Source organism: Catenulispora sp. GP43 (genome assembly GCF_041260665.1).
In the GTDB taxonomy this organism is placed as follows: Bacteria; Actinomycetota; Actinomycetes; order Streptomycetales; family Catenulisporaceae; genus Catenulispora.
In genome coordinates this window covers 128,690-143,187 of sequence record NZ_JBGCCT010000023.1, presented here as the reverse complement: position 1 = coordinate 143,187, position 14,498 = coordinate 128,690, and the positions used below count along the sequence as shown (strand labels likewise).

12 protein-coding genes are annotated in these 14,498 nt (G+C 70.6%); 10 read left to right on the top strand and 2 right to left on the bottom strand.

Going from position 1 to position 14,498, the window contains the following annotated elements; all coding sequences use genetic code 11:
• The first annotated feature begins 24 nt into the window (after positions 1-24).
• Entirely contained in the window at positions 25-660 is a 636-nt protein-coding gene (locus ABH926_RS36720; RefSeq protein WP_370370559.1) for an MBL fold metallo-hydrolase, read from the top strand.
• Between the two features lie 75 nt (positions 661-735).
• Here ABH926_RS36720 and ABH926_RS36715 read toward each other — a convergent pair whose 3' ends face one another.
• Complete coding sequence (locus tag ABH926_RS36715) at positions 736-1,380, bottom strand: TetR/AcrR family transcriptional regulator (protein WP_370370558.1); 645 nt, start codon at positions 1,378-1,380, stop codon at positions 736-738.
• A 95-nt stretch (positions 1,381-1,475) separates the two neighbouring features.
• Between ABH926_RS36715 and ABH926_RS36710 the strand changes: the two genes are divergently transcribed.
• Together ABH926_RS36710 and ABH926_RS36705 are read left to right on the top strand one after the other, a co-directional pair.
• Positions 1,476-2,507 carry a medium chain dehydrogenase/reductase family protein gene (locus tag ABH926_RS36710; RefSeq protein WP_370370557.1) on the top strand — a complete coding sequence of 344 codons (1,032 nt, stop codon included), beginning with the start codon at positions 1,476-1,478 and terminating at the stop codon, positions 2,505-2,507.
• Positions 2,508-2,552: 45 nt separating this feature from the next.
• The gene (locus tag ABH926_RS36705; protein WP_370370556.1) at positions 2,553-2,993 is read left to right on the top strand and encodes a nuclear transport factor 2 family protein; all 441 of its coding nucleotides are present in this window, start codon (positions 2,553-2,555) and stop codon (positions 2,991-2,993) included.
• A 64-nt stretch (positions 2,994-3,057) separates the two neighbouring features.
• Here the strand turns inward: ABH926_RS36705 and ABH926_RS36700 are convergent, their stop codons facing one another.
• On the bottom strand, positions 3,058-3,951 hold the full coding sequence (locus ABH926_RS36700; protein ID WP_370370555.1) for a LysR family transcriptional regulator: 894 nt from the start codon (positions 3,949-3,951) through the stop codon (positions 3,058-3,060).
• Between the two features lie 108 nt (positions 3,952-4,059).
• Between ABH926_RS36700 and ABH926_RS36695 the strand changes: the two genes are divergently transcribed.
• From ABH926_RS36695 to ABH926_RS36665, 7 genes are all read left to right on the top strand, one after another.
• Positions 4,060-4,764, top strand: a complete 705-nt coding sequence (locus tag ABH926_RS36695; RefSeq protein ID WP_370370554.1) for a succinate dehydrogenase — start codon at positions 4,060-4,062, stop codon at positions 4,762-4,764.
• Between the two features lie 17 nt (positions 4,765-4,781).
• The gene (locus ABH926_RS36690; RefSeq protein ID WP_370370614.1) at positions 4,782-6,746 is read left to right on the top strand and encodes a fumarate reductase/succinate dehydrogenase flavoprotein subunit; all 1,965 of its coding nucleotides are present in this window, start codon (positions 4,782-4,784) and stop codon (positions 6,744-6,746) included.
• Positions 6,743-7,492 (top strand): succinate dehydrogenase/fumarate reductase iron-sulfur subunit, encoded by a 750-nt coding sequence (locus tag ABH926_RS36685; RefSeq protein WP_370370553.1) that lies wholly within the window; start codon positions 6,743-6,745, stop codon positions 7,490-7,492. Before ABH926_RS36690 ends, ABH926_RS36685 begins: the two co-directional genes overlap by 4 nt.
• A 165-nt stretch (positions 7,493-7,657) precedes the next feature.
• The gene (locus ABH926_RS36680) at positions 7,658-8,614 is read left to right on the top strand and encodes a chitinase (RefSeq protein WP_370370552.1); all 957 of its coding nucleotides are present in this window, start codon (positions 7,658-7,660) and stop codon (positions 8,612-8,614) included.
• 280 nt (positions 8,615-8,894) lie between these two features.
• Positions 8,895-10,214, top strand: coding sequence for a sensor histidine kinase (locus tag ABH926_RS36675; protein ID WP_370370551.1), 1,320 nt, complete (start codon positions 8,895-8,897; stop codon positions 10,212-10,214).
• Positions 10,215-10,274: 60 nt separating this feature from the next.
• Positions 10,275-10,976, top strand: coding sequence for a response regulator (locus ABH926_RS36670; protein ID WP_370370550.1), 702 nt, complete (start codon positions 10,275-10,277; stop codon positions 10,974-10,976).
• Positions 10,977-11,050: 74 nt separating this feature from the next.
• A complete protein-coding gene (locus tag ABH926_RS36665) occupies positions 11,051-14,494 on the top strand; it encodes a DUF4132 domain-containing protein (RefSeq protein WP_370370549.1) in 3,444 nt (1,147 codons plus the stop codon).
• The last annotated feature ends 4 nt before the right edge of the window (positions 14,495-14,498 follow it).

Genomic DNA, 14,498 nt, shown 5'->3' with positions numbered 1-14,498 from the left:
ATTGAACGACGACGGGAGCTCACCATGCAGCTGCTCAAGCACGCCCACGCCTGTGTCTCACTGGTCGGCGACCAGGGCCGGATCGTCATCGACCCGGGGACGCTCACCCCCGACGCGGCCGAGGCGGTGGCCGCGGCCGAAGCGGTCCTGATCACCCACGAGCACTTCGACCACTTCGACGAGGAGCTGATCGCCAAGGCCCTGGAAGCCCGTCCCGAGCTGCGCGTCTACGGTCCCGAGAGCGTGGTCGGGCGCTGGGAGGCGCGGCGCGGCCAGGTCACGGCGGTGGCCGCGGGCGACCGGCACACCGTCGGCGGCTTCGACATCGCCGTGTTCGGCGAGCTGCACGCGCTGATCCACCGCGACATGCCCCGGGTGACCAACGTCGGCTACCTGGTCGACGAGCGCCTCTACCACCCCGGCGACGCCTACCACGTGCCGGAGGCGCCGGTGGAGACGCTGCTGCTGCCGACCAGCGGGCCGTGGACCAAGCTCGGCGAGGCGGTGGACTACGTGCGCGAGGTGGCCCCGAAGCGGGCCGTCCAGATCCACGAGATCCTGCTCAGCGACATGGGCCAGCAGTCGGCGAAGGCGATGATCGGCAACCTGACCGAGGCCGAGGTCTCGATCGTCCCGGCCGGCGACTCGATCACGGTGTGAGCCGGACCGGCACCGTCTGAACCTGACCGGCACCGTCTGAACCGGACCGTGTGACACCGCGCCGTCGCAGGCGGATCAGGAGCCTGCGACGGCCTCGACCTCGGCCGCGTACAGCGCCGCCGGGTCGAACCCCATGCCGGCGAAGTGCCCGGCCAGCTCCAGCGACAGCACCCCGTGCAGCCGCGTCCAGAAGACGAGGGCCCGGTGCAGTGCCGGCGGCTCTTCCGCGCGTGCTCCGGCCCAGCCGTTGTGCTCGGCCAGATGCGGCTGCAGCGGTGACGGCGGCATCGCCGCGAGCCCTTCGGCGCCGCTGGCTTCGAGCAGCATCGTCATCACCTCGTAGGTGAGCCGTGTGGTGTCCTCCGGTGCCTCGTAGCCGGGGATCGGCGTTCCGTAGACCAATAGATAGCGCTGGGGATCCTCCAGCGCCCAGGTGCGCATCGCCTGAGCCAGACCTCTGAGATCCGCGCCATCGGCCGCGGCGGCGCCGATCGTGTCGGCCAGGCTCTGGTAGGCGTCCCGGATGAGCGCGGTGATCAGCTCGTCGCGGTTGGCGAAGTAGCGGTAGAGCGCCGGTCCGCTCATCCCCATCTGCTTGGCGATGGCGTTCAGCGACAGCGCGGACGCTCCCGCCGTCGCGATCTGCTCCCACGCGTGCTGCTTGATCTCCTCCTGCACCTGCGTTCGATAGCGCTGCCGGGGGGTCTCTGTCTCGGTCATGGTTAGAGGCTATCACTGGTGCGATTGACACTCACTCGATCGAGGAGTTATAACTTGTAACGAACGCAAGAACTTCTACGGGAAGGGCCGCGGCCATGACCGATCAGACTCTCGTCCAGGTGGTTCTGCCGGGGATCGTCGAGCCGGAGGACCTGCGGGTCCAGCGCACGGCCGTGCCGCGGCCCGGCGCCGGGCAGGTCGTCATCGCGATGGAGGCCACCGGGGTCTCCTTCGCCGAGCAGCAGATGCGCCGCGGCCGCTACTACGACCAGCCGCCGTTCCCCTTCGTCCCCGGCTACGACGTGGTCGGCCGGGTGTACGCGGCCGGCGCCGGGGTGGACCCGGGCCTGCTCGGCCGGCGGGTGGCGGTGCTGACCAAGGTCGGCGGCTGGGCCAGCCACATCCTGGCCGACGTCCGGGACGCCGTCGAGGTCCCCGAGGGGCTGACCGCCGAGCAGGCCGAGACCGTGGTGGTCAACGGCATCACGGCCTGGCAGATGCTGCACCGCAGGGCCCGCGTCCAGGCCGGCCAGACCGTCCTGGTGCACGGCGCCAGCGGCGGCGTCGGCTCGGTCCTGGCCCAGCTCGCGCTGGCCGCCGGGGTGCGGGTGATCGGCACCGCCTCGGTCCGCAACCACGAGGCGCTGCGCGCCGCGGGCGTCATCCCGGTCGACTACCGCGCCGGGAACGTGCCCGAGCAGGTCCGCGAACTCGCCCCGGGCGGCGTGGACGCGGTGTTCGACCACGTCGGCGGGCGCAGCGTCGTCGACTCCTGGCACCTGCTCGCCCGCGGCGGCACGCTCGTCGCCTATGGCAGCGCCTCGACCCGCGACGACAGCGGCTGGAAGCAGGCGCCGGTGCTGAAGATCGTCGCCCGCACCCTGCTGTGGACCGCGCTGCCCAACGGCCGCAGCGCCTCGTTCTTCAACATCTGGGCCGGCAAGAAGATGAACCAGAACCGCTTCCGGGCCCGGCTGCGCGCCGACCTCACCGAGGTCTTCGCGGCGCTGCGGCGCGGCGACATCGTCACCCCGATCGCGGCCCGGCTGCCGCTGGCGCGGGCCGGCGAGGCGCTGCGGCTCGCGGAGTCCGGGACCGTCTCCGGGAAGATCATCCTGACCCCCTGAGCCCTGTCAGACCCCTTACCATCACGAAACCGAAGGAGAACCACCATGAACGCCACCACCGAGACCACCGAGACCACCGAGACGCGTGAGGTCCCCGAGATCGTCGCCGCCTGGGCCGCCGCCTGGAATGGCACCGACTCCGCCGCGCTGGGCGCGCTGTTCACCGAGGACGGTACCTACACCGACCTCGCGATCGGCGCCGTGATGACCGGCCGCGAGCAGATCGCCGGCTGGAAGGCCCGCACCGACGCGATGATCGAGGACGTGCACGTGACCGTCAAAAGCGCCTACCGCGCCGGCGGCCGCGCCACGATCGAAGCCGTCTACGCCGGCCACATCAAGGGGGCGCCCACGCCGTTCGCCGTCCAGATGGCCACTCTGCTCGAGATCAGCGGCGAGCAGATCACCTCCGACCGGGACTACTACAGCCTGTCCAGCGTCCTGGCGCAGTCCGGCCTGCCGGCCGACTGGACCCCGGAGTCCTGAGCGGGGGCTCCCCTGCTCGCGAAACGCGCCGAAAGCCTTTCCAGGCCCGGCGTGTTCCGCGTTTTCAGCCTGCCTTGGCGCGCTCGAGCAGTGTCCGCCTGAACTCCTGCGCGGCGCCCGGCAGTGCCACATCGGTGCGATGGGCCAGGGCGATGGTGCGGTGCAGAGCCGGCGGCGCCATCGGCGTCACGCGCAGCCCCGGATCGGCGTTGCGCGCCACCATCCTCGGCACGATCGCGACGCCCAGGCCCGCCCGGGCGAAGCCGAGCACCGCGTCCATCTCCCCGCCCTCGACCGCGAACACCGGCTCGAAACCCTGCGCCCGGCACGCCGCGACGGTCAGATCGCGCAGGTCGTACCCGTGCCGGAACATGATCAGCTGCTCGTGTTCGAGGTCTGCGACGCGCACCTGCCGGCCGTCGCCCGGCGGCGGCAGGTTCGGCGCCGAGACCACGACCAGGTCTTCCTGCAACAGTTCCTCGGTGGTGAGCGCGGGCGACGGGGACGGCAGGGGCAGCACGACCAGCGCCAGGTCCAGGGCGCCGCGGGCCAGGTCCCGGACCAGGTCGTGCGATCCGCTCTCCTGCACCTGTAGTTGGATCCCGGGATAGCGGTGGTGGTAGGTGCGCAGGACGTCCGGCAGCAGCCCCGTGCAAAGGGAAGGCGTCGCCCCGAGCCGCACATGCCCCCGCCGCAGCTCGGCCAGCTCGTGGATCTCGCGCCGTGCGGCGTCGGCGTCGGCCAGGATGCGGCGGGCCATCGGGAGCAGGGCCTCGCCGGCGTCGGTGAGTGTGATGTTCCCGCGGGCGCGCAGGAAGAGGTCGGCGCCGAGCTCGTGTTCCAAGGCCCTGATCTGTTGCGACAGTGAGGGCTGCGTCACATGCATGGCTTCGGCGGCGCGGGTGAAGTGCCGGGTCTCGGCGACCGCGATGAAGTAGCGGAGCTGGTGGAACTGCATGTTTCTTGATCCTTTTCCGGTTCCCTTCCACCATCATAGGCTGGGTCTATCGTCACCAGCTGATCCATGTCTTGGACCAATCGACGGCCGGCTCTTAGCGTCGAGCCCATGGTTACCGCTACGTGGACGGACCGGCGTCCGCCCTCCCTGCGCGCGGCTTGGGACAGCTCCGTCGGCAAGAAGGCCGTCATGGCGGTCAGCGGCCTGCTCATGGTGCTCTACCTGCTGGCCCACGCGTTCGGGAACCTCAAGGTCTTCTTCGGGCCCGGCCAGTTCGACAGCTACGCGCACTGGCTGCGCACCATGGGCGAGCCGGTCATGCACTACAGCTGGACGCTGTGGGTCATCCGCGTGGTGATGGTCGTCGCCGTCGTCGCCCACGTGGTGTCCGCCTACCAGCTCAGCCGACGCGACCTGCGGGCCCGTCCGGTGCGCTACGAGCACCGCAAGGCCGGCAGCAGCCACGCGACCCGGACGATGCGCTGGGGCGGGGTCATCCTGCTGCTGTTCCTGATCTGGCACATCCTCGACCTGACCACCGGCACCGTGCACTCGGGGTTCCAGCCGGGCCACCCTTACGCGAACGTCGTCTCCACGTTCAACAACTGGTACGGCGACGTCATCTACATCGTGGCGGTGTGCGCGCTCGGCCTGCACATCCAGCACGGCTTCTGGTCCGCCGCGCAGACCCTCGGCGTGGGCAGCGTGAAGCGCGACCGTCTTATAAGGACCACCGGCAACGTGGTCGCCGTGCTGCTCACGCTCGCCTTCGTGGCGGTGCCGGTGGGCGTGATGAGCGGAGTGGTGAAGTGAGCACCCCTGTGCCCGACATGAACACTGTGCCCGACGTCAACTACAGCGACTACACCGTCGGCGACCCCATCGCCGACACCAAGGCCCCGGCCGGCCCGGTCGCCGAACGCTGGGACACCCGGCGCTTCGAGGCCAAACTGGTCAACCCCGCCAACCGCCGCAAGCGCACGGTGATCGTCGTCGGCACCGGCCTGGCCGGCGGCTCCGCCGGTGCGACGCTGGCCGAGGCGGGCTACCACGTCGTGCAGTTCTGCTTCCAGGACTCGCCGCGGCGCGCGCACTCGATCGCCGCGCAGGGCGGGATCAACGCGGCGAAGAACTATCGCAACGACGGCGACTCCGTGCACCGGCTGTTCTACGACACCGTCAAGGGCGGCGACTTCCGGTCCCGCGAGGCGAACGTCCACCGGCTGGCGCAGATCTCGGTGGAGATCATCGACCAGTGCGTCGCGCAGGGTGTTCCCTTCGCGCGGGAGTACGGCGGCCTGCTCGACACGCGCTCGTTCGGCGGCGTGCAGGTCTCGCGCACCTTCTACGCGCGCGGTCAGACCGGACAGCAACTGCTGCTCGGCGCGTACCAGGCGATGATGCGCCAGGTCGCCGCCGGCAACATCGAGCTGCACGCGCGCACCGAGATGCTGGACCTGATCGTGGTCGACGGCCGGGCTCGCGGCATCGTCGCCCGGGACCTGCTGACCGGCGAGATCTCCACGTACTTCGGCGACGCGGTGGTCCTGGCCTCCGGCGGCTACGGCAACGTCTACTACCTGTCGACCAACGCCATGAACTCCAACGCGACCGCCATCTGGCGGGCGCACCGCAAGGGCGCCTTCTTCGGCAACCCCTGCTACACGCAGATCCACCCGACGTGCATCCCGCGCACCGGCGACCACCAGTCGAAGCTGACGCTGATGTCGGAGTCGCTGCGCAACGACGGCCGGATCTGGGTTCCCAAGGCCAAGGGCGACGAGCGTTCCCCGGAGAAGATCCCCGAGGACGAGCGCGACTACTACCTGGAGCGCCAGTACCCCTCGTTCGGCAATCTGGTGCCCCGCGACATCGCCTCGCGGGCCGCGAAGAACGTCTGCGACGAGGGCCGCGGCGTCGGTCCCGGCGGCCAGGGCGTGTACCTGGACTTCGCCGACGCCATCAAGCGGCTGGGCCGCAAGGCGGTCGAGGAGAAGTACGGGAACCTCTTCGAGATGTACCAGCGGATCACCGACGAGGACCCGTACCGCGTCCCGATGCGCATCTACCCGGCCGTGCACTACACGATGGGCGGCCTGTGGGTGGACTACGACCTGCAGACCACGGTCCCCGGCCTGTTCGCGGTCGGCGAGGCCAACTTCTCCGACCACGGCGCGAACCGGCTCGGCGCCTCGGCCCTGATGCAGGGCCTGGCCGACGGCTACTTCGTGCTGCCGGCGACGATCAGCGACTACCTGGCCCGGACCGCCGGGCAGGCTCCGGTCACCGCAGAGCACCCGGAGGCCGTCGCGGCCGTCCGCGAAACGCAGGAGCGGCTGGCCGCGATCCTGGCCGTGGACGGCGACCGCACGCCCGACTCGTTCCACCGCGAGATCGGCGAGCTGATGTGGGAACTGTGCGGCATGGCGCGCGACGAGGCCGGCCTGCGCAAGGCCCTGGACCGGATCCCGGCGATCCGCGAGGAGTTCTGGCGCCGCATCAAGGTCCCGGGCACCGGCGAGGAGTTCAACCAGTCGCTGGAGAAGGCCAACCGGCTCGTCGACTACTTCGAGCTCGCCGAGCTGATGTGCCTGGACGCCTTGCACCGCAGCGAATCCTGCGGCGGCCACTTCCGTACCGAGTCGCAGACCCCTGACGGTGAGGCGGCGCGCAAGGACGACGAGTTCTCGTACGTCGCGGCCTGGGAGTACACGGGCCTGGGGCAGCCGCCGGTCCTGCATAAGGAAGAGCTCGACTTCGAATACGTCCACCCTGCTCAGCGGAGTTATGCATGAAGCTCACAGTGCGTGTCTGGCGGCAGAAGAATGCGTCGCAGCCGGGCCGGATGCAGCCGTACGAGGTCGACGGCATCAGCCGCGACATGTCGTTCCTGGAGATGCTCGACGTCCTCAACGAGCAGCTGATCACCAGCGGCGAGGACCCGGTCGCCTTCGACCACGACTGCCGCGAGGGCATCTGCGGCGCCTGCTCGCTGATGATCGACGGCGAGGCGCACGGCCCGGAGAAGAAGACCACCACCTGCCAGCTCCACATGCGCAGCTTCCGCGACGGCGCCACCATCGACGTCGAACCCTGGCGCGCGGCCGCCTTCCCGGTGGTGAAGGACCTGGTCGTGGACCGCTCGGCGATGGACCGGGTGATCCAGGCCGGCGGCTACATCACCGCGCCGACCGGCGCGGCTCCCGAAGCCCACGCCACCCCGATCCCCAAGCCCGCGGCCGATCTCGCCTTCGAGAACGCCGAGTGCATCGGCTGCGGTGCCTGTGTCGCGGCCTGCCCGAACGGTTCGCTGAGCCTGTTCACTGCCGCGAAGGTCAACCACCTCAACACCCTGCCCCAGGGCGGACCCGAGCGCGAGACCCGCGTCGTGGGCATGCTCGCGCAGATGGACGCCGAGGGCTTCGGCGGCTGCACGCTGACCGGGGAATGCGCCACGGCCTGTCCCAAGGGGATCCCGCTGGCGTCGATCGCGGCCATGAACAAGGAGTGGCTGCGGGCTCAGCGGAAGGCTTCGAGGTAAAGGCTCTACCATCAGGGTCCGTCGTCCTCGGCGGACCCTGCGCGCTGTTCGCCTCTTGACGCGCTGCCTCCGGGTGCCTACTCTCCCGCATGGAGTAAGTAAAGTTTACTAACACTCCGTCGCGCCGGAACACAGGTATCACCCCCACGCACCTGGAGGATCCGCATGCCCAAAAACATTCGCATGGCCCTGATATGCGGCACCGCCGCGCTGCTGCCCGTGGCCGCGATCAGTGTCGCCGCGACCGCCAACGCGGCGCCCGCGGCCCGCGCCGCCGGGGCGAGCTTCCCCGCGCACTACTCCGCGCCGTACCTGCAGATCGGCTCGTCGGACGCCGGCGACATGGCCAAGGACATGGCGGCCAGCGGCGACAAGTTCTACACGCTGGCGTTCCTCACGCCGAAGTCGGGCTGCACCCCGGAGTGGGAGGACGGCGGCGACTCGGTCGGCGCGTTCAGCTCCCAGATCACCGCCCTGCAGAACGCCGGCGGGAACGTCATCATCTCCTTCGGCGGCGCCTCCGGTGGTGAGCTCGCCGAGAAGTGCACCTCGGTCTCCAGCCTGGAAGCGGCCTACGCCAAGGTCGTGAGCACCTACCACGTCACCCGCCTCGACTTCGACATCGAGGGCAACGACCTGAACAACAAGACCGCGAACTCCCGCCGGGACCAGGCGCTGGCCGCGCTGCAGAAGGCGAACCCGAGCGTGCAGGTGGACTACACCCTGCCGGTCGACCCCACCGGGCTGGAGTCCAACGCCACCACGTTGCTGAAGGACGCCAAGAGCAAGGGCGTGGCGGTCAAGGTCGTCAACATCATGACGATGGACTTCGGCGACGGCGAGAACGCGCTGAACGACGCCGAGTCCGCCGCGAAGGCCACCGCGCCGCAGCTCCAGTCGATCTTCGGCGTCTCCAGCAGCCAGGCCTGGGGCCTGCTCGGCCTGACCCCGATCGCCGGCCACAACGACGACAACGAGAACTTCACCCAGTCCAACGCCTCCACGCTCGAGAGCTTCGCCGCCTCGCACGGGGTGCAGGAGCTGGCGTTCTGGGAGGTCGACGGCTACGACAAGGGCACCGGCTACGCCTACTCGAAGATCTTCAACAAGATCACCGGCTAGCGGCCGAGCGAGACTTCGTCCGGCGATGAGCCGCCCGAGCAGAACCCTGATATGTGACGGGAGAAACGTATGCGAGGGCGGCTGATCGCGTTCACGGCGCTGCTCTCCCCGTGGCTGATCCGCGCCAGCGGCACTGGCACCAACCAGGAGTTCGTCGTGCGCTGATGCCCGCCGCGGTCAACCACAGGCCGACGTACGCCGCCGGCTCCACCCCACGGCGTACGCGGCCTGTGGACCGCAGCACGGCGACCTGAGGCCGTTCCGGCGTTACGCTGCGGCGATGCAGACAGTCGGGATCGGGCTCAAGGCCGCGGTGGGGGCCGCCGTCCGCCTGCTGCGCGCGCATCCCCAGGCGGTGGACGGCATCGTCGCGGCGGCGATGCTCGCCGTGAGCCTGATCTGGCTGCGCACCTACCCCTACGAACCCGGCCGCCGCCTCGTCTACAGCCGCCAGGACAGCCAGCACACTGACTTCCATCCCATCGGCCTGCTCGGCTATGCGCTGACGGTCGGATCCTGCGCCGTGCTCGCGCTGCGCCGCCGGTGTCCGGTGCCGATGATGTGGGCGAGCTGCGCGATGATCGTCCTGTACACCGGGCTCGACTACCCGCCGACCACCATCGCGTGGGGGCCGGTGCTCATCTTCTACACGCTCTGCACCAAGCAGCCGCCGCAACGCGTCGTCCCGTACGCGCTGGCGGTTTTCGTCGTGTGGCTTCAGTACAGCCTCAAGCTGGTGGTGCTCGGGGTCCTGCTCGCGGTGCTGCAGACGCTGCTCGTCATCGGCGTCGTGGGGGTCTTCGGCAACCAGACCCGGCGGCTGGCCGAGCGCAACGAGCGTCTGGGGCAGCTCTCCGAGCAGCTCCGCCGGGAACAGGCCGCGCGGGCCCGGGAGGCCGTGGCGAGCGAGCGGGTGCGGATCGCCCGCGAGCTGCACGACGTCGTGGCGCACCACATGTCGGTGATATCCGTGCAGACCGGCCTGGCCGGCTACGTCCTGCGGAGCGATCCGGCGACCGCCGGGCAGTCTCTCGGCACCATCGGCGACGCCACGCACGAGGCCATGCGCGAGATGCGCCGCATGCTCGCGGTGCTGCGTCCGGTGCCGGAGGACGGCGTCGCCGAGGCGGCGTACCGGCCTTCGGTCGAACCCTCGCCCGGGCTCGCGCAGGTGCCCCGGCTGCTGGAGCGGGTCCGCGCGGCCGGCGTGCAGGCCGAGCTCGCGGTCACCGGGACCCCCTTCGACCTGGCGCCAGGCCCTGATCTGTGCTGCTACCGGGTCGTTCAGGAATCGCTGACGAACGTGATGAAGCACGCGCCGGGAGCTCGGGCGACCGTCGAACTCGTATATCAGGACCATGGTGATATCCGCATCCGCGTCGCCGACGACGGCGGCCGTGTACGCTCGCTCACGGAAGGTGCTGTCGCCGTCCCGACCCCCTTGGGACCCGCGGTGGCGGGCTCCGGGAACGGTCTGGTCGGCATGCGGGAACGAGCGAGGATCTACGGCGGGACGCTCCAGACGGGGCCCCGTGCGGCCGGCGGGTTCGAGGTGGTCCTGACACTTCCGGGTGAGCGGGAAGCCGACCCGGAACCCTAGGCCGCGCGCCGTGCTCCCCGTGAGATCGCCGCCGGCTGGGTCGGGACCGGGGGGTAGTGCGTGATCAAGGTGATAGTCGCGGACGACCAGGTGCTGGTCCGCGCGGGTCTGGCCGCCCTGCTGCGGGCGGCGCCGGGCCTGGACGTGGTCGGCGAGGCCGAGGGCGGCGAGCAGGTGCTGGCCCTGGCCGCCGAGCACGAGGCCGACGTGATCCTGATGGACGTCCGCATGCCCGGCATGGGCGGCATCGCGGCCACCGAGCAGCTGGTCGCGGCCCGCGAGGCGGCCGGCCGCCAGACCCCCAGGGTCCTGATCCTCACCACCTTCGACCTCGACGACTACGTCTACGCCGCGCTCAAGGCCGGCGCCAGCGGCTTCGTGCTGAAGGACACCTCGCCCGAGCGCCTGCTGGCCGCCATCACCGTGGTCGCCAACGGCGACATGCTGTTCTCCCCGCCGATCTCCCAGCGCCTGATCGAGGCCTACACCCTGCGCGGCGAGGCCCCCGGCGGCCCGCCGGCGGACCTGGCGGCCCTCACCGCCCGCGAGATCGAGGTGCTGCGGCTGGTCGGCAAGGGGATGACGAACCCCGAGATCGCCGAGCACCTGGTGGTCGGCGAGACGACGGTGAAGACGCACCTCAACCGGACGATGACCAAGCTCGGGCTGTCGACCCGGGCGCAGGCGGTGGTGGTGGCGTACGAGGCCGGGCTGGTCGTGCCGGGGCGCGAATCCGCATCGAACGGCGGCCATCGGCGCTAGGGCCTCACGCCCCGGTGTCGGCACGCTTCGTTACTCTCCCGATGACCAGCACGCACCCTCCCGGGAGTGAATCGATGAGCGGCGCCACTGTGACCGATCCTTCGTCGGAAGACGTCTGCGAGATACCCGAGGCGGTGCGCGGTTTTGTCGTCCCGCGTCGCGGCGCCGCGGTCGAACCGCTCACCCTCGTCCCCGACGCAGCCGGGTATCTCGCCGCGTGGCTGGAGGAACAGGGCACTGAGATTGCCGCCATCCTCGACCACGAGACCAGCGAAACCGATCTCGTCGGGCAATTCCGGGCCACCGGGCGCGACCTCAGTGCCGCGACACCGCTGTCCGCGGCTGTCGCGGCAGCGTTGGCGATTTCCCGCGAATCGCCCGCGTTCAAGAACCCGGCCGGTGTCGTCGACGCCTGGCTCACCGCCCGCGGGCCGGCCTTCGCGGCAGCGGCCATCGTGGAACTGTTCGGGATGAGCGCCACGGGAAAGTACCAAGCGGGCAAGCAGATCCCGGCGCATCTCAGCCGTAACTCCTCTCGCGAGTACTACGCCGCCGACCAGTACCACCGCCTCGACCTCGCGGTCCGCATGCGCCGGTACCTGGCCGCGGCTCCCGAGGCGGATTACGCCCAGGCCCGGGAGACGCTCGCCGAATACCGGGCACAGCTGCCGGCCCAAGCGCTCGCCGCCGAGCTGTGGCCGCGTCTGCTGACGTCCTTCCTCCTGCCGGAGCGTGTGGACTGGGTCGAAGCCGACTTCGCGCTGCTGTCCCGCGTCCACGACCCCCTGACGCCGGCGTTGGTGGTCAGCTCGCTCACGACGCGACAGCAGGTGGCCGCGTTCCCCGCCGCGTACGCCTCTCCCTACTGGACCGCCAAAGAACCCGTCGCCCTGTGGACCGCCTTCGACAGCCTGGGCACCGGCTTCCTCCCGATCCTGGCCGAATGGCTCGGCGGCGACCTGGAGGCCGATGCCGCGCAGAACCTGCTCGACCTGGTCGCCCGAGTTCCGAGCGACGCAGCGTTCCGGTTCCTCGTCGACAACATCACCAGGAAGCACTTCGGCGCCGCGGTCCAGGCCGCCGCACAGCGCTTCCCCCGGCGCGCGCTCCGCGTCCTGGCCGACGTCCCGCCCAGCCACACCCCGCGCGCGCTGGCGGTCGCTCATGTCTTGCGCCGGCACGTCCTCGCCCACGACGCGATCGCCGCCGCCGAGCTGGCGAACCTGACCCCGGCCGCGCGCGAGCGGGTTGAGAGGCTCCGCGCCGCCAACGTCCCCGTCCCGGACGCCGAGGACCTGCCGCCGTTGTTCGTCAGCCCGCCGTGGCTGACCCCCGTCGAGCGCACCAAGCCCGCCGTCATTACCGGCCTGGTCGCGCCGACCGAGGCGGCCATGGCCTGGCGGGCCGGGGAGGCGGAGCGCTGGGCGTCGCCGCAGGTAGTGAGGAACACCCAATGGGCCGTCGAAAGCTGGGCGGACATCGCGGCCCGGATCACCGCCGACGGCTCGGCCAACTGGTACCGGAACGGCCAGTTCGCCGTCGATGCCCCCGAGGAAGTCGTGCGGCCGGTACTCCCTCACTGGAAGCCGGACGCCTGGCAGGCAGCCACCTGGATCCCGCTCCTCGCCGTCCGCTTCGGAGCCGACGCGTTGCCGCCGATCCTGCACCTGGCGCGTACCCAGCCGGCGGTGTGCGCCGAATACCTCGCCCCGTTCGCCGCTCCGGAGGCCGCGCTGCTCGCCTCCGACTGGCTCAACCGGCTGAAGTCGGCTCGGCCGCACGCCCTCGCCTGGCTGACGCGGCATCCCGGCGTCGCGGCCACGACCCTGATACCGGTGGCGCTCGGCAAGCCCGGCAAGGCCCGCAGCGCCGCCGAGGTGACCCTCCGCACCCTGTCCGCGCGCGGCTTCGCCGCCGAGATCGCCGAAGCCGCCGCGGGGTACGGCCCGGCCGTGGAGCCGGCGGTCGCCGCCATCGTCGCCGACGACGGCACCCTCACCCTGCCCAAGACCATGCCGGCCCTCCCGGAATGGATCGACCCCGGCGCACTGCCGCGGATCCTGCTCAAGGATCGGCAGTCCGCGTTTCCCCGGCAGACCGCGCTTCCCCGGCAGACCGCGCTTCCCCGGCAGACCGCGCTTCCCCGGCAGTCCGTGGAGCACCTGCTCCTCATGCTCGCGGTGTCCAAGCCCGCCGAGCCGTACGCCGGAGTCCACCTGGCGAAGGAGATCTGCGACCAGACCTGTCTCGCCGACTTCGCATGGGCCCTGTTCGAGGACTGGCGCGCCGCCGACTATCCGGCCAAGGAGAGCTGGGTCTTCGACACGCTGCGCTGGCTCGGCGATGACGAGACCGTGCGCCGGCTGTCCCCGCTGATCCGGGTGTGGCCCGGCGAGGGCGGGCACCAGCGGGCCGTCACCGGACTGGACGTCCTGGCCGGCATCGGCGGCGACACGGCGCTGACGCACTTGTACGGCATCTCGCAGAAGGTCAAGTTCAAGGGCCTGAGGGAGCAGGCGACGCAGCGCGTCACCGCGATCGCCGACGACCTGGGCCTGACCGCCGACCAGCTCGGCGACCGGCTCGTCCCGGACCTCGGGCTGGAGCCGTCCGGGGCGCTGATCCTCGACTACGGCCCGCGCCGGTTCACGGTCGGCTTCGACGAGCAGCTCAAGCCGTTCGTCGCGGACCAGGACGGCAAGCGTCTCAAGGCGCTGCCGAAGCCCGGGGCCAAGGACGACGGCGACCTGGCCTCCGCCGCCCACCGGCGGTTCTCGGCGCTGAAGAAGGATGTGCGGACCCTCGCCGCGGACCAGATCGCCCGCTTCGAGCTGGCCATGGTCACCCAGCGCCGGTGGACCTCCCAGGAGTTCGGCGAGTACTTCGTCGCGCATCCCGTGCTGCGCCACCTGGTCCGGCGGCTCGTCTGGGCCACCTTCACCGACGACGGGGTGAGCGGCACGTTCCGCGTCGCCGAGGACCAGACGTTCGCCGACATCGCAGACGGCGTGTACACCCTCGCCGACGACGCCGTGATCGGCATCGCGCATCCCCTGCACCTCGGCACCGACCTGGCCGCGTGGTCCGAGGTGTTCGCGGACTACGAGATCCTCCAGCCGTTCGAGCAGCTCGGACGTGCCGTATACCGCCTCGCCGACGAGGAGAGGGCCTCGGGGAAGCTGGCCCGGTTCGCGGACGTCGAGATCCCGGTCGGCAAGGTTCTGGGCCTCGAGCGGCGCGGTTGGCGGCGGGGCGTCCCGCAGGACGCCGGGATCCAGGGCTGGATCTCGCGCGCGCTTCCCGGCGGCGGCTCGGTGACGGTGGCGTTGGACCCGGGGATCGTCGTGGGCTACGTCGACGAATTCGGTACGACGCAACGCTTCCAGGCGGTCTTCCTCAGCTCGTACCCCGACGGCGAGGACTACTGGCACCAGAGGGAGTACCCGGCTTTCGCGACGCTCGATGATCTCGCGGCCTCCGAGATCCTGCGGGACCTGACCGAGGCGACGACTCAGTGAGCTG

What these genes read in the sequence shown, in the direction of transcription:
- ABH926_RS36705 (WP_370370556.1), top strand. Translation starts at nt 2,553, where the DNA reads ATGAACGCCACCACCGAGACCACCGAGACCACCGAGACGCGTGAGGTC.
- ABH926_RS36675 (WP_370370551.1), top strand. Translation starts at nt 8,895, where the DNA reads ATGCAGACAGTCGGGATCGGGCTCAAGGCCGCGGTGGGGGCCGCCGTC.
- ABH926_RS36685 (WP_370370553.1), top strand. Translation starts at nt 6,743, where the DNA reads ATGAAGCTCACAGTGCGTGTCTGGCGGCAGAAGAATGCGTCGCAGCCG.
- ABH926_RS36720 (WP_370370559.1), top strand. Translation starts at nt 25, where the DNA reads ATGCAGCTGCTCAAGCACGCCCACGCCTGTGTCTCACTGGTCGGCGAC.
- ABH926_RS36695 (WP_370370554.1), top strand. Translation starts at nt 4,060, where the DNA reads ATGGTTACCGCTACGTGGACGGACCGGCGTCCGCCCTCCCTGCGCGCG.
- ABH926_RS36700 (WP_370370555.1), bottom strand. Translation starts at nt 3,951, where the DNA reads ATGCAGTTCCACCAGCTCCGCTACTTCATCGCGGTCGCCGAGACCCGG.
- ABH926_RS36715 (WP_370370558.1), bottom strand. Translation starts at nt 1,380, where the DNA reads ATGACCGAGACAGAGACCCCCCGGCAGCGCTATCGAACGCAGGTGCAG.
- ABH926_RS36690 (WP_370370614.1), top strand. Translation starts at nt 4,782, where the DNA reads ATGAACACTGTGCCCGACGTCAACTACAGCGACTACACCGTCGGCGAC.
- ABH926_RS36665 (WP_370370549.1), top strand. Translation starts at nt 11,051, where the DNA reads ATGAGCGGCGCCACTGTGACCGATCCTTCGTCGGAAGACGTCTGCGAG.
- ABH926_RS36680 (WP_370370552.1), top strand. Translation starts at nt 7,658, where the DNA reads ATGCCCAAAAACATTCGCATGGCCCTGATATGCGGCACCGCCGCGCTG.
- ABH926_RS36710 (WP_370370557.1), top strand. Translation starts at nt 1,476, where the DNA reads ATGACCGATCAGACTCTCGTCCAGGTGGTTCTGCCGGGGATCGTCGAG.